This is a genomic window from Calidithermus terrae (assembly GCF_003574345.1).
Taxonomy (GTDB): domain Bacteria; phylum Deinococcota; class Deinococci; order Deinococcales; family Thermaceae; genus Calidithermus; species Calidithermus chliarophilus.
Map to the genome: position 1 here is coordinate 25,049 of NZ_QXDL01000001.1, position 20,050 is coordinate 45,098.

The window sequence follows — 20,050 nt, forward strand, 5'->3', positions numbered from 1 at the left end:
CGCCCCCCCTGCAAAGGGCAGGGCACTACTTTTGGCGCTACTCCGGCGCTCCCTCTTCCAGCAGCCCCTGGCGGATGACCTCCAAGCAGGCGCGCACCACCGCGGGGTCGAACTGCCGCCCGCTCTGGCGCCCGAGCTCCTCCACCGCCCGCTCCAGCGGCCACGCCGGCTTGTAGGGGCGCTCGTTGAGCAGCGCGTCGAGCACGTCGGCCACGGCCACGATGCGGGCCGAGAGCGGGATCTGCTCGCCGGCCAGGCCCAGCGGGTAGCCGGTGCCGTCCCAGCGCTCGTGGTGGGCCAGGGCGATCTCCTGGGCCATCTGCAGCAGCTTGGAATTGCCGCCGGAGAGGATCTGCGAGCCGATGTGGGTGTGCTGGCGCATGAGGGCGAACTCGGGGGGGCTGAGCTTGCCGGGCTTGAGCAGGATGGCGTCGGGGATGCCGATCTTGCCCACGTCGTGCAGGCGGGCGGCCGACTGGAGGAGCGCGACGTCGGGCTCGGGCCAGCCCAGGGTGCGGGCGATGAGGGCCGAGAGGCGCCCCACGCGGCGGGTGTGCTCGCCGGTGGCGTCGTCGCGGTACTCGGCGGCCAGCGCCAGCCGGTTGACGACCTCGAGGTGGGCCTCCTCCAGCTCGCGGGTGCGCTCGCGCACCTTGGCCTCGGCCTCCTCGCGGGCTTTCTGCTCGAGCTCGGTGCGCAGGCGGTACATCTCGGCCTCGTTGCGCGCGCGCTGGAGGTCGAACTGCACGCTGAGCTGCCGGGTGCGGCGCTCGCTCTCCTCGTTGAAGACCTCGCGCTCGAGGCGGTGGAACTCCTGGTGGTGCTCGAGCGCCTGCTCGAAGCGGCCCAGGCCCCGGTGCGCCTCGCACAGGCGCTCGTGCGCCTCGTAAGCCGAGCGGCGGTTGCCCAGGCTCTGGGCCAGGCTCAGCGCCTCCTGGAGGGGCCCCAGGGCCTGCCCGAAGCGGCCCATCGCCAGGTGGCTGCGCCCCAGGTTGAGCAGGGCGTCGATCTCCCCCTCGCGGTCGCCCAGGGCCCGGGCGATGGCGAGGGTCTGGACGTGGGTGCGCAGGGCTTGTGGGTGTTGGCCCAGCGCCATGTAGACCTGCCCCAGCCCGTCGAGGTTATCGACCTCGAACTGCCTCAGGCCCAGCTGCCGGGCTTTGTTGAGCGCCTTCTGGAAGAGCGTGCGCGCCTTGGCCCACTCGCCCTTGCCGAGGTAGAGGTTGGCCAGGTTGTTGAGCACGGCGGTCTGGGCGAGTTGGTCGCCCGCCTCGCGGCTGGCGGCGAGGGCCTGCTCGAAGAACTCGAGCGCCCGCGCGGAGTCGCCCAGCCGCTGGTAGAGCATGCCCAGGTTGACCAGGTTGCTGATGCCGCCCCGCGACTTCAGGCCCAGGGCGCTGAAGAGCTCGTAGGCCGCCTTGAGGTGCTCGAGGGCCTGGGCGTGGTCGCCCAGGGCGAGGTGCACCTGGCCGGCGTTGTTGAGGATGTTGGCCTCGGTCTCCGCCAGCCCCCGGCGGCGCGCGGCGGCCAGCCCCTCGCTCAGGCGCTCCAGGGCCCGCGCGTGCTCGCCCTGGATGCTCAGCACGCTGGCCTCGAGGTTGAGCGCCTCCACCACCGCCTTGTGGTCGCCCGCCTGGCGGGCGAGGGAGGAGGCCTGGGCGAACTGCTGCACGGCCTTCTCGAGCTGCCCCAGGTCCCGGTAGACCCGCCCCTGCGCCAGCAGGCATTGCGCCAGAGGTGCCAGGTGCCCCAGCGTGAAGAAGCCCTGCTGGGCCTGGACCAGGACCCCGATGGCCTCGCCCAGGCTCCCCTGCCGGTAAAGCGCCAGGCCCTCCTCGAGCCGCGCCCCGGCCTGATCGGCGGTGAGCGGGGGGGAGCCCGGCGTGAGGGCGGCGGGCTCGAGCTGCGCCACGTCGCCCTCGCCCAGGGTGCCGTCGGGTGGGGAGCTGGCCTCGCTCACGTCGTTCACGCCCAGCGCCTCAGTCGTCGAGGACGTTGCGCAGGAACTCCTCGAGGTCGAGGCGTCCTTTCCCCACCTGGTCTTTGTAAGCCTCGTTGAGGCCGTTGTTGTAGATGTCGCTCGAGCGCACCCGCAGCTCGTCGGCGAGGTTGGCCGCCGGGACCTCGAGCTCCTCGCCCAGCGCCAAGGCCAGCGCCCCCGAGGCCATGGGCGCGGCCATCGAGGTGCCGGTCCAGGCGGCCTTCCTCAGCCCAGGGGCCGGGCCGTACACGTTCTCGCCCGGCGCGGCCAGCTCGACGCTCTTGCCGTAGGTCGCGAAGCCCGACTTGGCGTCGGCGAGGTTCACGCTGGTGACGCTCAGGCGCTTCCAGCCGTTCTTGTCGTCGGCCATGGTCGAGGCGGGGAAGGTCACGTTGGTATCGCCGGTGTTGCCGGTCGAGGCCACCACCAGCACGCCCTTGGCGTTGGCCGCGCGGATGGCCTGCTCGATGGCGTCGTGCTTCTGGTCGCTGCCCAGGCTCAGGTTGATGACCTTGGCGCCCTTGACCACGGCCCAGTTGATGGCCGCGGCCACCGCGACCACGTCGCCGTAGCCGTCGGGGCCCAGCACGCGCAGGGGCAGCAGGGTGGCGCGGGGGGCCACCTGGCGGACGATGCCCGCGACGTTGGTGCCGTGGCCGTAGCCGCCCTGGCCCAAAACCCCCTCCTCCTGCGGGACGGGGTCGTTGCCGTAGAAGTCCCACCACTCGCCCGCCGGCGCCAGGGCCTCCTTCAGGGCCGGGTGCTCGAGGTCTATGCCGGTGTCGATGACGGCGACTTTCACCCCGTACCCGAGATTCTTCGCCAGCCGGTGGCCCTGCTCGAGCCGGACGCGCTTCCAGATCGCGGTGTTTTCGGGCATCCAGGTGAACTCCCCCCCGGCCCAGATCGTCGAAGTCCCCCCGGCCCAGATCGTGGAGGTTCCCCCGGCCCAGATCGTCGAGGTCCCCCCGGCCCAGATCGTGGAGGAGCCGCTCATCCAGGCCGCCTGGCCGCCCGAGAGGAAGCTCCAGTCGTTGGGCTCGAGGGTGAGGTTGTCGGCCACGATCACGTCCTTCTTGGCCTCGGCGGTCTTGCTGTCGAGCCCCAGCATGGCGTAGCGGCCGCTCTCCCAGACGAGGGCCTTGCCCCCGTACCGCGCCTCGAGGCTCGAGCGGCTCTCCGAGCCTGCCAGCGGCACGGTCAGGACGAAGTCGGCACGGGGCTGGTTCGCGCTCAGGGGGACGTCTCCCGTCGCGGGCGGGGTCGCGGGGTTGCACCCGGCAGCCAGGGCCAGCGGGAGGACCCACGCGAGGAACCGGCCCAGCATCTTACGCGGGGCCTGGCCGTGGGGGGGGTGGGAAGAGTTAGGGGTCATGGTTCGGGCCTCGTCTCGCCACCACATTGAGCTGCTACTCCCTTGTGGACTCCTATAGCGATTACAAAGCAAATATATCCGCCCCCTTGCCGTCGCAGGCGGGAAAATGACCAAGACCCGGTTAATGTAACGAAGTTCACGGGGTGATTTTCCCACTCCCAAAGGGCAATCCCCGCTCGGGCGAGGCGGGGATTGTCGTCGGAGACGGAAAAGCTTCAGGAACCGCTCGGGCGGGTCATCTCCATGGGCACCACCCAGCGGTCGAACTCCTCCTCGCTCAGGTAGCCCAGGGCCAGCGCGGCCTCCTTGAGGCTGGTGCCCTCCTTGTGGGCCTTCTTGGCGATGGCCGCGGCCTTGTCGTAGCCGATGTGGCGGTTAAGCGCCGTTACGAGCATCAGGTTCTTCTCCAGGTTCTCCCGGATGCGGGGGAGGTTGGGCTCGAGGCCCACCGCGCAGTGGTCGTTGAAGGCGCTGCAGGCGTCGCCCAGGAGCTGGACGCTGGTGAGCACGTTATACACCATCACGGGCTTGAAGACGTTGAGCTGGAAGTTGCCCTGGCTGCCGGCGAAGGCCACCGCCGCGTCGTTGCCGAAGACCTGCACGCACACCATGGTCATGGCCTCGCTCTGGGTGGGGTTGACCTTGCCCGGCATGATGCTGCTGCCCGGCTCGTTCTCGGGGATGACGAGCTCCCCGATGCCGTTGCGCGGCCCCGAGGCCAGCCAGCGCACGTCGTTGGCCATCTTCATCAGCGCCCCCGCCAGGGTGCGCAGCGCGGCGCTGGTGGTCACCAGGGCGTCGTGGGCGGCCAGCGCGGCGAACTTGTTGGGGGCCGAGACGAAGGGGAAGCCCGTCTCCTTGGCGAAGTAGGCCGCGGCCAGCTCGCCGAAGCGGGGGTGCGCGTTGAGGCCCGTGCCCACCGCGGTCCCGCCGATGGCTAGCTCGTAGAGGCCCTGCTCGGCGTGGCGGACCTGCTCGAGGCAGTAGTCGATCTGCGCGACCCAGCTCCCGATCTCCTGGCCCAGCGTGATGGGCGTGGCGTCTTGCAGGTGGGTGCGGCCCACCTTGACCACGCCCCCGTAGGCCTCGGCCTTGGCGGCCAGGGTGTCGCGCAGCTTCTTCACGTTGGGGTAGAGCTGGCGGTGCAGCTCCTCCACCACCGCGATGTGCATGGCGGTGGGGAAGGTGTCGTTGGAGCTCTGCCCGCGGTTGACGTGGTCGTTGGGGTGGATGGGGTCTTTAGAGCCCAGCACCCCGCCCGCCAGCTCGATGGCCCGGTTGGAGATCACCTCGTTGGCGTTCATGTTGCTCTGGGTGCCCGAACCGGTCTGGAAGACCACCAGCGGGAAGTGCTCGTCGAGCTTCCCGGCGATCACCTCGTCGGCGGCCCGCACGATGAGCTCGGCCTTGTCGCGGGGCAACTCGCCGAGCTCGGCGTTGGCCAGCGCCGCGCCCTTCTTGAGGATGCCCAGCGCCCGGATTATGCTGCGGGGCATTTTGAAGCGCTCGGTGCCGATGGGGAAGTTCTGCAGCGACCGCTGGGTCTGGGCCCCCCAATAGCGGCTGGACTCGACCTGGATTTCGCCCATGGTGTCTTTTTCGATGCGGTAGCTCATGGCTTCGCCATTTTACCGGCTGGGCCGGGGGGCGAAACGGCGCAGCGCGCGGTAGGCGATCCCCAAGCCGAGCGCCACGCACAATGCCCCGGCGAAGAAGGCGGCGCCGGGGAGCTGTGTTACCGCCTGAGGCCCGGTGAAGCGGCTGAAGAGGTAGGTGCCCGCGACCGGGCCCACGACGCCCATCAGGCTGCCGAGGGTCGCCAGGGCGCCCTGCACGGTCCCCTGCTCGTCGGGCCGGACGCTGCGGCTGATGAGGGCCTGCAGCGCGGGCTCGTCCACCGCGCCCAGCGTGGTGACCGCCAGCACCGCGAAGAGCATCCAGGGGGCGCTGGCGAGGCCGTAGAGCACGAAGCTGAGCGCGCTCACGCCCAGGCCCAGCACGACGGCCCGCCGTTCCCCCAGCTTCGGGACCAGCCAGGGCACCACCAGCCCCTGCCCCAGGGCGGTCATCAGCCCGAAGGCCGCCAGGGTGAGGCCGTTCTCGGCGGGGCCGAAGCCGTAGCGGTAGGCGACGTAGGGGATCCACACCGCGACCAGCATGTTCATCGCCAGGCCGTTGAGCAGGATGGTCCAGGCCAGCGCGCGCAGCAGCGGGTAGCGGCCCAGGGCGGCCAGCGCCCCGAAGGGGTTGGCCTCGAGCCAGCGCAGCGTTCGCTTGCGCTTCTCCGCCCTCAGCGACTCGGGCAGCAGCGCCAGGGCCAGCGTGAAGGTGAAGGCCGAGAAGCCCGCCACGATCCAGAACGGCACCCGCAAGCCCCAGTCGCCCACCAGGCCGCCCAGCGCGGGCCCGACCACGAAGCCGACGCCGAAGACCGCCCCGACGAGGCCGAAGCTGCGGGCTTGCTGCTCGGGGGGCGAGACGTCGGCCAGGTAGGCGTTGATCACCACCAGGTTGGCGCTGGTGGCCCCCGCGACGACGCGGCCCAGGAAGTAGAGCTCGAGGCCCGGCGCGAGGGCGGTGAGCAGGTTCCCCGCCGCCGCCCCCGCCATCGACAGCAGCAGGACGGGCTTGCGACCGTAACGGTCGGAGAGCATCCCCCACACCGGGGCGAAGAACAGGGTCAGCCCGGCGTAAAGCGCCAGCGACCCGCCGTAGAGGCGGGCCGCCTCCTGCGCCGTGCCGCCGCCCAGCGCCTGCAGGAAGCTGGGCGTGATGGGGTAGACCAGCCCCTCGCCCGCGACGTCCACGAACAGGATCGCCAGCACCACCAGCAGGCCCGAGCGCGCCATGGGCTCACTCTAGCCGCGAAGGTTTGGTTTGTCAAACTGTTTTGCCAACCGTAAATAGCGGCTCGCCGAACCGTTCGCCGTTTTGGCCTAAGATGGGGGGGTGGACGCCCTACGGCAGGAGTTGGCCCAGGCCCTGTGGCGGCTGAGCGAGGTGGCCTTCGCCGACTGGACCGGGCAGGTGAGCGAGATGGCCCAGATCCACGGCCTCACCCTGCGCGAGATCAACACGCTCTACGAGCTGAGCGTGAACGAGTCGCTCAAGGTCTCCGCGGTCGCCGCGCGCACCGGGCTCTCCAAGGCGGCGGCCAGCCAGATGGTCGAGCGCATGGTGCGGCAGGGGCTTCTCGAGCGCGCCGAGAACCCCGCCAACCGCCGGGAGAAGCAGGTGCGGCTGAGCCCCCAGGGCCGCACGATCACCCGGCAGTTCGACCAGGCCGCGCTCGAGCAGATCGTCAAGGCGCTCTCGCGGGTCCCCGACGAAAAGATCCGGCCCCTCCTCGGGGCCGTGAACGCGGTGCTGGAAGAGCTCGAGGCCCGCCCGCCCGGGGGGTAATTGCCGGCTACTCCTTCGTCTGCTCGTAGGGCTGGTGAAGCTGCACCGGCTTGGCCTTGCTGCGGCTGCCGGCGCGGATGTTGAGCCACTCGGTGAAGACCGCGAAGGCGATGGCGAAGTAGATGTAGCCCTTGGGGATCTTCTGGCCCAGCCCCTCGGCGATGAGGCTCACGCCGATGAGCAGCAGGAAGGACAGCGCCAGCATCTTGACGGCCGGGTGGCGGTTGACGAAGCCGTAGATGCTCTTGGAGGCGAAGAGCATGATCGCCACCGCCACGATCACCGAGGCCATCATCACCGGCACGTAGGGGGTCATGCCCACGGCGGTGATCACCGAGTCGATGGAGAAGACCAGGTCCAGCAGCAGGATCTGGCCGATCACCGCGGCGAAGGTGGGGGCGACGCGGGCGCTGGCGTGGCCCTCCTCGCCCTCGAGCTTCTCGTGGATCTCCTTGGTGGCCTTGTAGATCAGGAAGAGCCCGCCCAGCATCAGCACGATGTCCTTGCCCGAGATGTCCTGCCCCAGCACCGTGAAGAGCGTGGCCTTGAGGCCGATGATCCAGCCGATGGCCAGCAGGAACAGCAGCCGCATGCCCGCGGCCAGCAAGAGCCCGGTCTGGCGGGCGCGGTCCTGCTGCTCCTTGGGCAGCTTCGCGGCCAGGATCGAGATGAAGATGACGTTATCCACGCCCAGCACGATCTCGAGCACGGTCAGCGTGACGAGCGCGGTCCAGATTTCGGGGTTGGCGATCCACTCCATACATGCACAAGCTTAGAGCACTCTTCGTGAGGACCGCGCCCCCCACCAACTCAGTTTTCGCGTGCTGTACGCAACAGTTTTCCCCGCGAGACGCGAGGGCGCGGCCGGGAGAAGCGGCGCCCTCGGGCAGGCGCGGCCTACGCTTCCTGGGGAACAGTTTCCCCTAAGCCCGGCCCTGTAGCATGGGGGGCATGTGGGATCTGATCGTCGTGGGGGCCGGCCCGGTGGGGCTCGCCGCCGCCATCGAGGCCAAGCGGCGCGGGCTGAGGGCGCTGGTGCTCGAGAAGGGGCCCCTGCTCAACACCCTCTACCGCTGGCCCCGCGAGACCGTGTTCTTCTCCGAGGCCCGCAACCTCGAGATCGGCGGGCACCCCTTCCCCTCGCTCGCCCCCAAGCCCACCCGCCGCGAGGCCCTGGCCTACTACCGCCGGGTGGCGGAGGTGGAGGGCCTCGAGGTGCACACCTACGCCGAGGTCACGGGCATCGCCGGGGCACAGGGCAACTTCACGGTCGGCTACCGCGGACGCGACGGCGAGGGCAGCCACCGCGCCCGCTTCGTGGTCGTCGCCACGGGCTACTACGACAACCCCAACCGCCTGGGGGTGCCCGGGGAGGAGCTGCCCCACGTCCGCTACGGCATCGACGAGGCGCTGGGCTACTGGCGGCAGGAGGTGGTGGTGGTCGGCGGCTCCAACAGCGCGGTGGAGACCGCCCTCGAGCTCTACCGGGGCGGGGCGAGGGTGACGGTGGTCCACCACGCTGCCGAGATCCGGCCCAGGGTCAAGTACTGGCTCAAGCCCGACTTCGAGAACCGGGTCAAGGAAGGCTCGATCCGGCTCCTGCTGAGCGCGAAGGTGCTCGAGATCGGGCCGCGCAGCCTCACCGTCGAGCAGCCCGGTGGCCTCCAGACCCTCCCCGCCGACTTCGTCGTGGTGCACATCGGCTACCGCGCGGTGGACCGCCTGCTGCGCCAGGCGGGCATCCGCTTCGACGAGCACGGCGACCAGCCCGTGCTCTCCGCCGCCTACGAGACCTCCTTGCCGGGGCTGTTCGTGGCGGGCTCGGCCGGCTTCGGCTCCGACACGCGCACGGTGTTCATCGAGAACGGCCGCGAGCACGCCCGCGCCGCGGTGGCCGAGATCGCGCGGCGGCTGGCGCCCGCCCCCCGCGCCTGAGGCTGGGTAAAGGAAAATTCACGCAACCCTACTAAAGCGAAAATGCGCGGGGATAAACCTGGGCGAGGAACCGAAGGGCCCGCGAAGGAGGAATTCCCGGATGAACCGCACGACCGCATTGCCCCTGCTGCTGGTGCTGGCCGTGGCCTGCCAGAAACCCGGCCAAACCCTCGAGCCCCCGGCCGGCTTCCAGGCCGCCGCCGTCTCCCCCAACGCCGTCAAGCTCGACTGGCAGGCCGTCCAGGGCGCGAAGGGGTACGTCCTCGAGCGCAAGACCGGCGCCGCCGCCTACGCCGAGGTCGCCCAGCCCGCCGACACCACCTACACCGACGGCGGCCTGCAGCCGAGCACCGCCTACGCCTACCGCCTCAAGGCCACCAACGGCGCGGCGAGCAGCGCTTGGGTGGAGGCCTCGGCCAAGACCGCCGACCCCGTGCCCGCCGGGGGCTACAAGGTCGAGCTGGTCAAGGACGTGAAGGCCGGGACCATCTGGAGCCTCAACTTCGGCCCCGACGGCAGGCTCTACTTCACCGACCGCGACCAATCGAGCGTCAAGCTCTTTGCCCTCGAGCTCGCCTCGGGCAGCGTCACCGCCTACGCCTCCTCGGCCGCGGTGCGCGACGAAGGCGAGGGCGGGGTGATGGGCCTGGAGCTCGACCCCAACTTCGCCGCGAACAAAAAGGTCTACGTCTGCTACTCCTACTGGAAAAACGGCGACTCCAGCAAGGAGGAGAACGCCCGCAACCGCCTCTCGAGCTTCGTGATCTCGGGCTCTGGCCTCACCGGCGAGGTCAAGCTCCTCGACGACATGCTGGGCTGGTGGAACCACAACGGCTGCCGGGTGCTGCTCTCGCCCGGCAAAAAGCACCTCTTCGTCAGCATGGGCGACGCGGCGGCGGCCCCCTCCAACGTCCCCGGCGAGCCCGGCAACGACGCCAAGGCCCAGAGCAAGAAGCTCTTGGCCGGGAAGATCTTCCGCATCAACCTCGACGGCTCCATCCCCACCGACAACCCCTACTACAACGACCCCGACGTGTCCGGCGCGGTCAAGGCCATGTGGAGCATCGGCCACCGCAACCCGCAGGGCCTGGCCTTCGACCCCGCCACCGGCAAGCTGTGGTCCACCGAGCACGGCCCCGACGTCAAGGACGAGCTCAACCTGATCAAGCCGGGCTATAACTACGGCTGGCCCGAGTGCAAGGGCGAAGACCCCTGCGACCGCCCCGACCGCCAACCCTACCAGCCCGCCACCAAGGCCTACTACGCCGACCGCACCGTCGCCATCTCCGACATGACCTTCTACAACGCCGACGCCTTCCCCGCCTGGAAGGGAAGCCTCTTCTTCGTCACCCTCAAGACCGGGCGCATGTACCGCCTCGAGCTCAGCGGCGAGGCCGTTGCCAAGGAGGAGCTCATCATCGGCAAGCTGAGCGACTCGTCCGGCCCCTACGGCCGCTTGCGCGACGTGACGGTAGGCCCCGACGGCTTCATCTACTTCTCCACCGACGACAGCAAGATTTACCGTGTCGTGCCGGACGGTCGATAGTCGATAGCCGATCGCCGGACGCTGGCGTGGGTCGTACGTCCTACGTCGTACGCAAGACGCCAAACGCCAAACGCGAGACGCGAGACGCCTTACTCCCCCCTTAGCAAGGGGGGCTGGGGGGGATAAACCCTCCCCGCGTGCGGGGAGGGGTTCCCTTCACCACGGGCCACTAGCCACCTGCTTATCGCTGATAGCTGACCGCTGAAGGCTGACCGCTCACCGCTTGCTGCCAATTCCGAAGGGGCCCCTTGCCGGAGCCCCTTCTTTGTCCTCGGTGTTCGCTACTGGTCGGTCGCTAGCTGGGCTGGGGCCTGCTTTTGGCGGGCTTCGCGGGGCGGGAACTGCTTGAGGATGACCGCGAAGGCGGCGACGATCTGCCCGAAGAACATCACGACCCCGGCTATCAGCCGCACCGTGTCGGTCCCGCCCTGAAGGGTCAGCAGGAGCCCGACGACGCCGACGAACCACAGGACGGCTCCCGTGGCGAACACCGAGTAGACGGTTCGCAGATGTTTATCGGTATGGGTATTTCTGCGCATGAACCACCTCCTCGAGAGCCAAGGGTAGCAAGCAAGGGCGCGGCCATTGGTTCAAAAGCGCCTCCCGATCGTTACCTTTTGGGCGGGTTAAGCGGGGATAAGAGGTAACGCCGGGTCACAAAGGGGGCGTTGGGGCCCTTGTGAAAGCGCGTTTTCTACAACTATTCTGTTATTTATTGATCGTGACCTGCGAATTTGTGTTTTAACAGATCGAGGGCTATGGTGGAACTCCCATGGCGGTGCTGCGCTTCGACCGGGGAACCCTCCTGCTCGAGGGCTTCGCCAGCCTGCCGCCCGCGCCCTTCGAGTTCGACCCCCGGGTGGAGGCGTACCGGGCCCCGGCCATCAGCTACCCCGAGGTGATCCGGGTCTTGCGGGGCCAGATCCGGGAGAACCGGGCCCCGGCGTACGGGAAGCTCGAGCTCGAGTTCACCCCGCCGCACGCGCTCTACCCGCACCAGCAGGCGGCCCTCGCGGCCTGGAGGCGGGCCGGGGGGCGCGGGCTGGTGGTGCTGCCCACGGGGGCGGGGAAGAGCCTGGTGGGGCTCTCGGCCGTCGCGTGGGCCTGCAGGAGCGCGCTGGTGGTGGTGCCCACCCTCGACCTGATGCACCAGTGGTACGCCCACCTCCGCGCCGCCTTCCCCGGCGCCTACGTCGGGCTGATCGGCGGGGGCTACCACGAGGTGACGGAACTCGCCGTCGCCACCTACGACTCGGCCGCCATCCACGCCGAGAAGCTGGGCAACCGTTACGGCACGCTGGTCTTCGACGAGGTTCACCACCTGCCCACCGACTTCTACCGCGCCATCGCCCTGTTCTCGCTCGCGCCCTACCGCCTGGGCCTCACCGCCACCCTCGAGCGGGCCGACCTGCGCCACGAGGAGCTGCCCGAGCTGGTCGGGCCGCTGGTCTACCGCCGCCACGCCGCCGAGCTGCAGGGCGACGTGCTGGCCGAGTACCGCATCGAGCGCATCTACACCGACCTCAGCCTGGCCGAGCGGCAGGCCTACCACCAGGCGCTCGAGGAGCGCAACCGCTTCCTCGACGAGCACGGGCTGGGGCTGGGCACCTTGCAGGGCTGGCAGCGCTTCGTGATGATGTCGGCCCGCTCGGAGGCCGGGCGGCGGGCCATGCGCGCGCACCGCGAGGCTGGGCGCATCGCCGCGGCCACGCCGGGCAAGCTGCGGGCGCTCGAGGTCATCCTCGCCCGCCACGCCGGGGAGAAGATCCTGATCTTCACCGCCGACAACGACACCGCCTACGCCGTCTCCCGCGCCTACCTCATCCCCTGCCTCACCCACCAGACCCGCGTGAAGGAGCGGCAGGAGTTCCTCGAGCGCTTCCGCGACGGGACCTACCGCGCCATCGTCACCAGCAAGGTGCTCAACGAGGGCGTGGACGTGCCCGACGCCAGCGTGGGCGTGGTGCTCTCGGGCTCGAGCGTGCCCCGCGAGCTCGTGCAGCGCCTGGGCCGCATCCTGCGCCGCTCGGAGGGCAAGCGGGCCGTGCTCTACGAGGTCATCGCCAAAGAGACCCGCGAAGAACGGGTCTCGGAGCGGCGCAGGGAGGGGGTGCGGCTCGACCCGGGGGGTAGCGGTTCGCGGCTCGTTACGGGGGGTAGCGGTTCGCGGCTCGTTACGGGGGGTAGCGGTGCGCGGCTCGAGTTCCCGGGGGGTAGCGGTTCGCGGCTCGAGAACGCCGCCTTCGCCGACCAGCCCATCCTCTGGGACGACCTGGGGGAGGACTGATGCTCCCCTCCGAGCTGCTGCACTACACCGTGCGCGGCGGGCGGGCCACGCCCCGCTTCACCCGGCCCGAGAAGGGGCTGCCCTGGGCCGAGGGCGTGCTGCGGGTCATCGGCGAGCACCTGAGCCGGCGGCGGGGGGAGCTCGAGGAGGCCCTGCTCGCGCTCGAGGGCGACTCCCCCGACTACAGCCTGGTGCGCGGCCTGGCCCACCTGGCGCTGAACGAGGCCACCTTCGAGGTGCGCTCGCTCGTGGAGCCCGAGTTCCTGCGGCGCAAGGCCTTCACCCTGGCCGCCGGGCGCGGCTACGGCGAGCGCGAGGCCCTGGCGGTGCTGGGCGAGCTGGGGGAGGAGTTCAAGCTGGAGGGGGAGGTCCTGCGCGACGCCCTCTACGCCGACCTCCCCGAGAACCACGTCCTGGTCTCGGTCCCCGACCTCACGCCCCGGGGGCTGCTCGAGCGCTACAACCTCGCCCAGGCCCAGGGGCTGCTGTACTACGCCACCGAGCTCGTCGTCCAGGCCCACCGCAACACCTCGGGGCAGTACAAGCGCCTGTTCCGCTACCTCAAGTTCTACCGGCTGATGTGGGTGGTGGAGGGCGACCTCGACTCGGGCTACCGCGTGCACGTGGACGGCCCCAGCTCGCTCTTCGCCCAGACCCGCCGCTACGGGGTGCAGATGGCCGCACTGCTGCCCGCTTTGCTCCACGTGAGCCGGTGGGAGCTGCTGGCGCGGCTCAACCTCCACGGCCAGGAGGTCGAGTACGCGCTCAGCTCGCGCAACAACCTCGTCTCGCACTACCCCAAGCCGCCCGAGTTCGACTCGATGCTCGAGGCCACCTTCGCCAGGCGCTGGGAGAAGCTGGGCAGCGAGTGGGCGCTCGAGCGCGAGGTGGAGGTGGTGGACCTCAAGGGCACCGTCTTCCTCCCCGACTTCGCCCTGCGCCACCCCGGCGGGCGCACCGTCTACGTCGAGATCGTGGGCTTCTGGCACCCCGAGTACCTGCGGCGCAAGTTCGAGAAGGTGAGAAAAGCGGGCCTGGACAACCTCGTGCTCGCGGTCTCCGAGCGGCTAAAAGTCAGCCGCGACGACCTCGAGGGCATCCTCGGCCCCGTGGTCTGGTTCAAGGGGCAGCTCGAGCCCAAGGCGGTGCTGGGGGTGCTCGAGGAGATGGGCGGGGGCGGCCCTTAGCCTCGAGGGGCGGCTTGACACGGTATACCAAAGCCCCGTAGACTCACAGGCAAGATGCCTGCGAGCCTCGCCCTAACCCTAGTCGTAGTAGGCCTAGTAATTATCGGGCCTGCCGGGGATAGGGTGTAGCTGTACGAGCTTAAGCGCATCGCAAACCCCCGGATACTTCCCGGGGGAGTTTTTTTGGAAGAGGAGCGTGTATGAACGGAGCGGCGGCAATCCTGAAAGCGCTGGAGAAGCAGGGGGTGACCACCCTCTTCGGGCACCCCGGGGGCACCATCATGCCCACCTACGATGCCCTCTACGACTCCCCCATCCGGCACATCCTGGTGCGGCACGAGCAGGGCGGGGTCCACGCCGCCACCGCCTACGCCCGCGCCAGCGGCAAGGTCGGCGTGGTGATGGCGACCTCGGGGCCGGGGGCCCTCAACCTCGTCACCGGGCTGCAGGACGCGCTGATGGACTCCACCGCCGTCGTCGCCATCACCGGCAACGTCCCCCAGGCGCTCATCGGCACCGACGCCTTCCAGGAGGCCGACGTCTGCGGCATCACCCAGCCCGTCACCAAGCACAACTTCCAGATCCGCGACGTGCGCGACATCCCCCGCGTCATCGCCGAGGCCTTCTACATCGCCTCCACCGGGCGCCCGGGGCCGGTGCTGGTGGACGTCCCCAAGGACGTGCAGCTCGCGCCCTTCACCGGCAGCTTCGACGCCGAGATCGACCTCCCCGGCTACAAGCCCACCTTCAAGGGGCACCCCCGCCAGATCGAGCGGGCGCTGGAGGCGCTGGAGAAGGCCCGCAAGCCCATCCTGATGGTGGGGGGCGGGGCCCAGCACGCCTCGAAGGAGGTCGTCGAGTTCGCCGAGAAGTCGGGCATCCCGGTGATCCCCACCCTGATGGGCCTGGGCGCTTTCCCCGGCACCCACCCGCAGTTCCTGGGCATGCCCGGCATGCACGGCTCGGTGGCGGCCAACCGCTCCATCCAGTACGCCGACACCATCTTAGCCATCGGCCTGCGCTTCGACGACCGCGTCACCGGCAAGGTCTCGCGCTTCGCCCCCAACGCCCACACCATCATCCACGTTGACATCGACCCCGCCGAGATCGGCAAGCTGGTCAACACCGCCATCCCGGTGGTGGGCGACGCCAAGTGGGTGGCCGCCGAGCTCGCCAAGGGCGCGAAGAAGCTGCGCCTGGAGGAGTGGTGGCAGGAGGTGGACGAGTGGCGCACCCGCCACCCCTTTAGCTGGAAGCCCCAGCCCTACCTGCAGAGCCAGGAGGTCATCCACGCCTTCTGGGAGGCCACCGGGGGCAAGGCGGTGGTGACGTCGGGGGTGGGGCAGCACCAGATGTTCGCCGCGCAGTTCTTCAAGTTCGACAAGCCCCGCTCGTGGATCAACTCCGGCGGGCTGGGCACGATGGGGGTGGGCCTGCCCTTCGCCATCGGCGCGGCGCTGGCGAGGCCGGGCGAGACCGTCATCGACTTCGACGGCGACGGCTCCTTCCAGATGACCCTGCAGGAGCTCGCCACGGTCAAGAAGTACAACCTCCCCGTCAAGATCGTCATCCTCAACAACGGCTTTTTGGGCATGGTGCGGCAGTGGCAGGACCTCTTCCACGCCAAGCGCTACAGCGAGGTCTACCTCGCCGACTCCAACCCCGACTTCGCCCGGCTGGCCGAGGCCTACGGCATCAAGGGCGTGACCCTGGAGGACAAGTCCCGGCTGGCCGAGACCGTGCGGGAGGTGCTCGAGCACGACGGCCCGGTGCTGCTGGAGTGCCGCGTGCACCACGAGGAGGGCGTGTTCCCCATGATCCCCTCGGGCGGGGCCGCCGAGGACATGATCATCGAGAACCCGCGCGAGACCGTCGAGGCCGGCGACTGACCCGCGGGGCGAGGGGCGGATAAGGAGAATTCATGCGACACGTGGTTTCCGTTTTGGTCCAGGACAAGCCCGGCGTCCTGCAGCGCATCGCGGGCCTGATCGCCCGCCGGGGCTTCAACATCGAGTCGCTGGCGGTGGGGCGCACCCACCAGGAGGGGCTCTCGCGCGTCTCGCTGGTGGTCACGGGCGACGACCGGGTGCTCGAGCAGGTCGAGAAGCAGCTCAACCGCCTCGTCGAGGTCATCAAGGTCACCGACCACTCCGAGCCCCACGTCGAGCGCGAACTGGCGCTGGTAAAGGTGGCGGTGCCGGGCATGGAGGAGCGGTTGGAGATCAAGGACATCGCCGAGGCCTTCCGCGCGCGCATCGTGGACGTGGCGCGCAAGTCGATCATCTTCGAGCTCACCGGCGACTCGAGCAAGGTGCAGAATTTCGTCGAGGCCATGCGGCCCTACGGCCTGCTGGAGGTCATGCGCACCGGCGCGGTCGCGCTCTCGCGCGGCGAGCAGGTGTTGAAGGTACGCGAGAAGAAGCCGGCGGTGTGAGGCAGGCCGCAGGGTCTGCCTTTTTCGGCGCGGAAGCGCCGCGATACGAAGGGAGAACCATCCGATGAAGATCTATTACGACTCCGACGCAGACTTGGGCTTTATCAAGGACAAGACCGTGGCGATCCTGGGCTTCGGCTCGCAGGGCCACGCCCACGCCATGAACCTGCGCGACTCCGGCGTCAAGGTGGTGGTGGGGCTGCGCCCGGGCAGCCGCAACGAGGCCAAGGCCCGGGGGGCGGGGCTCGAGGTGCTCCCCGTCGCCGAGGCGGTGCGCAAGGCCGACGTGGTGATGGTGCTGCTCCCCGACGAGACCCAGGGCAAGGTCTACCGCGAGGAGGTCGAGCCCAACCTCAAGGAGGGGGCCGCGCTCGCCTTCGCCCACGGCTTCAACATCCACTTCGGCCAGATCAAGCCCCGCCCCGACCTCGACGTGTGGATGGTCGCCCCCAAGGGCCCGGGCCACCTCGTGCGCAGCGAGTACGAGAAGGGCTCGGGCGTGCCCTCGCTGGTGGCGATCTACCAGGACGCCTCCGGCTCGGCGCTGCCCACCGCGCTGGCCTACGCCAAGGCCAACGGCGGCACCCGCGCCGGGACCATCCAGACCACCTTCAAGGACGAGACCGAGACCGACCTCTTCGGCGAGCAGACCGTGCTGTGCGGCGGCCTGACCCAGCTCATCGCCGCGGGCTTCGAGACGCTGGTGGAGGCCGGGTACCCCCCCGAGATGGCCTACTTCGAGTGCCTGCACGAGGTCAAGCTCATCGTGGACCTGATCTACGAGTCGGGCTTCGCCGGCATGCGCTACTCCATCTCCAACACCGCCGAGTACGGCGACTACACCCGCGGCCCGATGGTGGTCAACCGCGAGGAGACCAAGGCCCGCATGCGCGAGGTGCTGCGCCAGATCCAGCAGGGCGAGTTCGCGCGGGAGTGGATGCTCGAGAACGCCGTGGGCCAGCCCACCCTCAACGCCAACCGCAACCACTGGAAGAACCACCCCATCGAGGTCGTCGGCCCCAAGCTGCGCGCGATGATGCCCTTCTTGAAGTCGCGCTTTTCCAAGGAAGAGGTAGCGGGGGATTAGGCCCTTATGGCCGTACGTTTTGCGTCCTACGTCGTACGCCCAGGGCTAAAAGCAGTTCCCGCCTAGAGGATGCGATGAGCATGAAGTGATTTTGGCGTAGTGCGTAAGGCGTAAGACCCAACCGGAGGTTTTTTATGCGCCACATCCGAATCTTCGACACCACGCTTCGGGACGGGGAGCAATCCCCTGGCGTAGCCCTCTCGCTGCAGCAGAAGCTCGAGATCGCCCACGCCCTGGCCCGCCTGAACGTGGACATCATCGAGGCGGGCTTCCCGGTGAACGGGGCGAGCGAGTTCGAGTGCGTGCACAAGATCGCCCGCGAGGTGCAGGGGCCGGTGATCTGCGGGCTCGCCCGCACCCACAAGCTCGACATCGAGCGGGCGGCGGCCGCGCTCGAGCCCGCCGAGAAGCGCCGCATCCACGTCTTCACCAGCGCCAGCCGGGTGCACCTGGAGTACATGCTCAAGAAGACCCCCGAGCAGGTCCTCGAGCTCACCGACGCCATGGTGCGCTACGCCCGCACCTTCACGGACGACGTGGAGTTCAGCGCCCAGGACGTCATGCGCGCCGACTTCGACTTCGTGCTGCGCCTGTACGAGACCGCCATCGCCGCCGGGGCCACCACCATCAACATCCCCGACACCACCGGCTACGGCACGCCGCTGGAGTACGGCGCCCTCATCAAGCGCATCCACGGCGAGGTGGTGCGCGGGCGCGACGTGCACATCTCCGCCCACTGCCACGACGACCTGGGCATGGCCACCGCCAACAGCCTGGCGGCGGTGGAGAACGGCGCGACCCAGATCGAGTGCACCGTCAACGGCATCGGGGAGCGGGCCGGCAACACCGCCTTGGAGGAGGTGGTCATGGCGATCTACACCCGCCGCGACCACTACCAGGCCGAGACCCGGATCAACACCCGCGAGATCTACCGCATCAGCCGCATGGTCGAGCGCTACACCGGCATGGTGGTGCAGCCCAACAAGGCCATCGTGGGCGACAACGCCTTCGCCCACGAGTCGGGCATCCACCAGGACGGCGTGATCAAGAACAAAGAGACCTACGAGATCATGAACGCCGAGATGGTCGGGCGCGAGGCCGCGGTGCTGGTGCTGGGCAAGCACTCGGGCCGGGCCGCGGTCAAGAAGGCCTTGCAGGACCTGGGCTACGAGCTCGGCGAGAGCCAGATGCAGGCGGTGTTCCAGCGCTTCCGCGAGATCGTAGACCGCAAGGGGCCCATCAGCACCGAGGAGCTGCGGGCCTTGGTCGAGAGCGAGACCGCGCCCACCGCGCACCTGTTCAGCATCGAGCAGCTCCAGTTCTTCTCCGGCTACGGCATGTTGCCCACCGCCACCGTGCGCCTGAAGACCCCCGAGGGCGAGGTGACCACCACGGCCATCGGCGACGGGCCGGTGGACGCGGTCTACAAGGCGCTCGCCGAGGCCATCGAGATCCAGCCGGATCTCGAGCTCTACCGCGTGGAGGCCGTCACCGGCACCACCGAGGCGCTGGGCGAGGTCACGGTCAAGCTCAAGCTCGGCGAAGCGCTCGCCACCGGCCACGGCATCTCGCCCGACATCATCGAGGCCTCGGCCCGCGCCTACCTCGACGCGGCCAACAAGCTGGTCGCCGGGCAGGCGGCCAAGCACCCGCCGAGCCTGGACGAGGTGCAGATCAAGGGCATCGTGCGCTGAAGGCTTCCTTCTGAAGCCGCCGATGGGCGATAGCCGTAGGCCAGGAACAGCATGGTCCTCGAGTCCGCCTACCCCAGCGTCAAGCCCGGTCAGGGGCCGGAGTTCGAAGCCGCCTTCGGGCGAGCCTCGAGCCCGATCGCCTCGACCCCCGGCTACCGCCGGCACCGGCTGCACCGCGCCCTCGAGGACCCCAGCCTCTACCTGCTGCTCGTGGAGCGGGACACGCTCGAGGCCCACACCGCCGGCTCCCGGCAGTCGCCGCGGTACCAGGACTGGGAAAAGCTGCTCCACCGCTTCTACGAACCCTTTCCCACCGTATGGCACCCCACCCCGGTATACCCGTGACCGTCCGCCCGGCCCGCCCCGACGACGCCCCGGCCATCGCCCGCGTCCACGTGGACTCCTGGCGCGAGACCTACGCAGGCATCGTCCCCGGCGACTTCCTGGCCTCGCTCTCCTACGAGCGGCGCGAGCAGATGTGGAAGAGCGGGCTCGAGCACCCCGGCTGGAAGGGCGTGCTGTTCGTGGCCGAGGCCCCCGAACACGGGGTCGTGGGCTTCGTGGCCGGGGGCCCGCCGCAAGAGCCTGACGGGGAGTTTTCCTGCGAGCTGTGGGCCCTCTACCTCCTGCGGGCACACCAGGGAAAGGGGACCGGGGGGCAGCTCTTCCGCCGCTTCACGAGCGAGATGGCCTCGAGGGGCCATTCCTCCATGCTGCTGTGGGTGCTGGCCGAGAACCCCACCACGGGCTTTTACGAGCGCATGGGCGGGGTGAAGGTGCGCGAGCGGGAGATCGAGGTGGGCGGGAAGAAACTCGTGGAATGGGCGTACGGCTGGCGCGACCTGGGGACGGGGAGGTGGTAAAATTGGGCTATGCCACGGCAAATTGCGGCGGTTGTTTTCAAGGGCAGGGTGGGCGAGGAACCCTCCGACGCGGCGTACTGGAGGACGCGGCCCATAGAGGAACGCCTCGAAGCCATAGAGTCCATCCGCGCCGAATATAACGAGTGGAAATATGGCACTGCTCAGCCGCGACTTCAGCGAGTTCTTAGAGTGCTTAAACCAACACCAAGTTAGGTATCTGCTGATAGGGGGATACGCTGTAGGTTTATACGGCTATCCC

17 protein-coding genes are annotated in these 20,050 nt (G+C 69.1%); 11 read left to right on the forward strand and 6 right to left on the reverse strand.

Annotated elements, in window-relative coordinates; genetic code table 11:
* Positions 1–37 precede the first annotated feature (37 nt).
* The 4 genes from Mterra_RS23360 to Mterra_RS00110 all read right to left on the reverse strand — a co-directional run bounded on the left by Mterra_RS23360 (position 38) and on the right by Mterra_RS00110 (position 6,205).
* On the reverse strand, positions 38–1,969 hold the full coding sequence (locus tag Mterra_RS23360; RefSeq protein WP_119313305.1) for a tetratricopeptide repeat protein: 1,932 nt from the start codon (positions 1,967–1,969) through the stop codon (positions 38–40).
* A gap of 10 nt (positions 1,970–1,979) precedes the next feature.
* Positions 1,980–3,356: a S8 family peptidase gene (locus Mterra_RS00100; RefSeq protein WP_218022851.1), complete on the reverse strand. Its 1,377-nt coding sequence runs from the start codon at positions 3,354–3,356 to the stop codon at positions 1,980–1,982.
* 215 nt (positions 3,357–3,571) lie between these two features.
* The gene (fumC, locus tag Mterra_RS00105; protein ID WP_119313307.1) at positions 3,572–4,972 is read right to left on the reverse strand and encodes a class II fumarate hydratase; all 1,401 of its coding nucleotides are present in this window, start codon (positions 4,970–4,972) and stop codon (positions 3,572–3,574) included.
* Between the two features lie 12 nt (positions 4,973–4,984).
* Positions 4,985–6,205: an MFS transporter gene (locus Mterra_RS00110; protein ID WP_119313308.1), complete on the reverse strand. Its 1,221-nt coding sequence runs from the start codon at positions 6,203–6,205 to the stop codon at positions 4,985–4,987.
* Between the two features lie 100 nt (positions 6,206–6,305).
* On the opposite strand from Mterra_RS00110, the gene Mterra_RS00115 reads away from it, so the two are divergent.
* On the forward strand, positions 6,306–6,758 hold the full coding sequence (locus tag Mterra_RS00115) for a MarR family winged helix-turn-helix transcriptional regulator (RefSeq protein WP_119313309.1): 453 nt from the start codon (positions 6,306–6,308) through the stop codon (positions 6,756–6,758).
* A gap of 7 nt (positions 6,759–6,765) precedes the next feature.
* Here the strand turns inward: Mterra_RS00115 and Mterra_RS00120 are convergent, their stop codons facing one another.
* Positions 6,766–7,518, reverse strand: coding sequence for a TerC family protein (locus Mterra_RS00120; RefSeq protein WP_119313310.1), 753 nt, complete (start codon positions 7,516–7,518; stop codon positions 6,766–6,768).
* A gap of 191 nt (positions 7,519–7,709) precedes the next feature.
* Here Mterra_RS00120 and Mterra_RS00125 point away from each other — a divergent pair, with 191 nt between their 5' ends.
* Together Mterra_RS00125 and Mterra_RS00130 are read left to right on the forward strand one after the other, a co-directional pair.
* Positions 7,710–8,693: a YpdA family putative bacillithiol disulfide reductase gene (locus tag Mterra_RS00125; RefSeq protein WP_119313311.1), complete on the forward strand. Its 984-nt coding sequence runs from the start codon at positions 7,710–7,712 to the stop codon at positions 8,691–8,693.
* A 100-nt stretch (positions 8,694–8,793) separates the two neighbouring features.
* Positions 8,794–10,239, forward strand: a complete 1,446-nt coding sequence (locus Mterra_RS00130; RefSeq protein WP_119313312.1) for a PQQ-dependent sugar dehydrogenase — start codon at positions 8,794–8,796, stop codon at positions 10,237–10,239.
* Positions 10,240–10,520: 281 nt separating this feature from the next.
* Here Mterra_RS00130 and Mterra_RS00135 read toward each other — a convergent pair whose 3' ends face one another.
* Entirely contained in the window at positions 10,521–10,778 is a 258-nt protein-coding gene (locus tag Mterra_RS00135) for a hypothetical protein (protein ID WP_147372467.1), read from the reverse strand.
* A 233-nt stretch (positions 10,779–11,011) separates the two neighbouring features.
* On the opposite strand from Mterra_RS00135, the gene Mterra_RS00140 reads away from it, so the two are divergent.
* The 8 genes from Mterra_RS00140 (at position 11,012) to Mterra_RS00175 (ending at position 19,791) form a co-directional block, all read left to right on the forward strand.
* Positions 11,012–12,526 carry a DEAD/DEAH box helicase gene (locus tag Mterra_RS00140; RefSeq protein WP_119313314.1) on the forward strand — a complete coding sequence of 505 codons (1,515 nt, stop codon included), beginning with the start codon at positions 11,012–11,014 and terminating at the stop codon, positions 12,524–12,526.
* Positions 12,526–13,713, forward strand: a complete 1,188-nt coding sequence (locus Mterra_RS00145) for a DUF790 family protein (RefSeq protein ID WP_119313315.1) — start codon at positions 12,526–12,528, stop codon at positions 13,711–13,713. The genes Mterra_RS00140 and Mterra_RS00145 overlap by 1 nt, the downstream gene beginning before the upstream one ends.
* A gap of 200 nt (positions 13,714–13,913) precedes the next feature.
* Complete coding sequence (gene ilvB, locus Mterra_RS00150) at positions 13,914–15,602, forward strand: biosynthetic-type acetolactate synthase large subunit (RefSeq protein WP_119313316.1); 1,689 nt, start codon at positions 13,914–13,916, stop codon at positions 15,600–15,602.
* A gap of 32 nt (positions 15,603–15,634) precedes the next feature.
* Positions 15,635–16,147 (forward strand): acetolactate synthase small subunit, encoded by a 513-nt coding sequence (gene ilvN, locus Mterra_RS00155; RefSeq protein WP_119313317.1) that lies wholly within the window; start codon positions 15,635–15,637, stop codon positions 16,145–16,147.
* Positions 16,148–16,211: 64 nt separating this feature from the next.
* Positions 16,212–17,234, forward strand: coding sequence for a ketol-acid reductoisomerase (ilvC, locus tag Mterra_RS00160; protein WP_119313318.1), 1,023 nt, complete (start codon positions 16,212–16,214; stop codon positions 17,232–17,234).
* Between the two features lie 134 nt (positions 17,235–17,368).
* A complete protein-coding gene (locus Mterra_RS00165; RefSeq protein WP_119313319.1) occupies positions 17,369–18,928 on the forward strand; it encodes a 2-isopropylmalate synthase in 1,560 nt (519 codons plus the stop codon).
* A 51-nt stretch (positions 18,929–18,979) separates the two neighbouring features.
* The gene (locus Mterra_RS00170; RefSeq protein ID WP_119313320.1) at positions 18,980–19,273 is read left to right on the forward strand and encodes an antibiotic biosynthesis monooxygenase family protein; all 294 of its coding nucleotides are present in this window, start codon (positions 18,980–18,982) and stop codon (positions 19,271–19,273) included.
* Entirely contained in the window at positions 19,270–19,791 is a 522-nt protein-coding gene (locus tag Mterra_RS00175) for a GNAT family N-acetyltransferase (protein WP_245971419.1), read from the forward strand. Before Mterra_RS00170 ends, Mterra_RS00175 begins: the two co-directional genes overlap by 4 nt.
* Positions 19,792–20,050 lie beyond the last annotated feature (259 nt).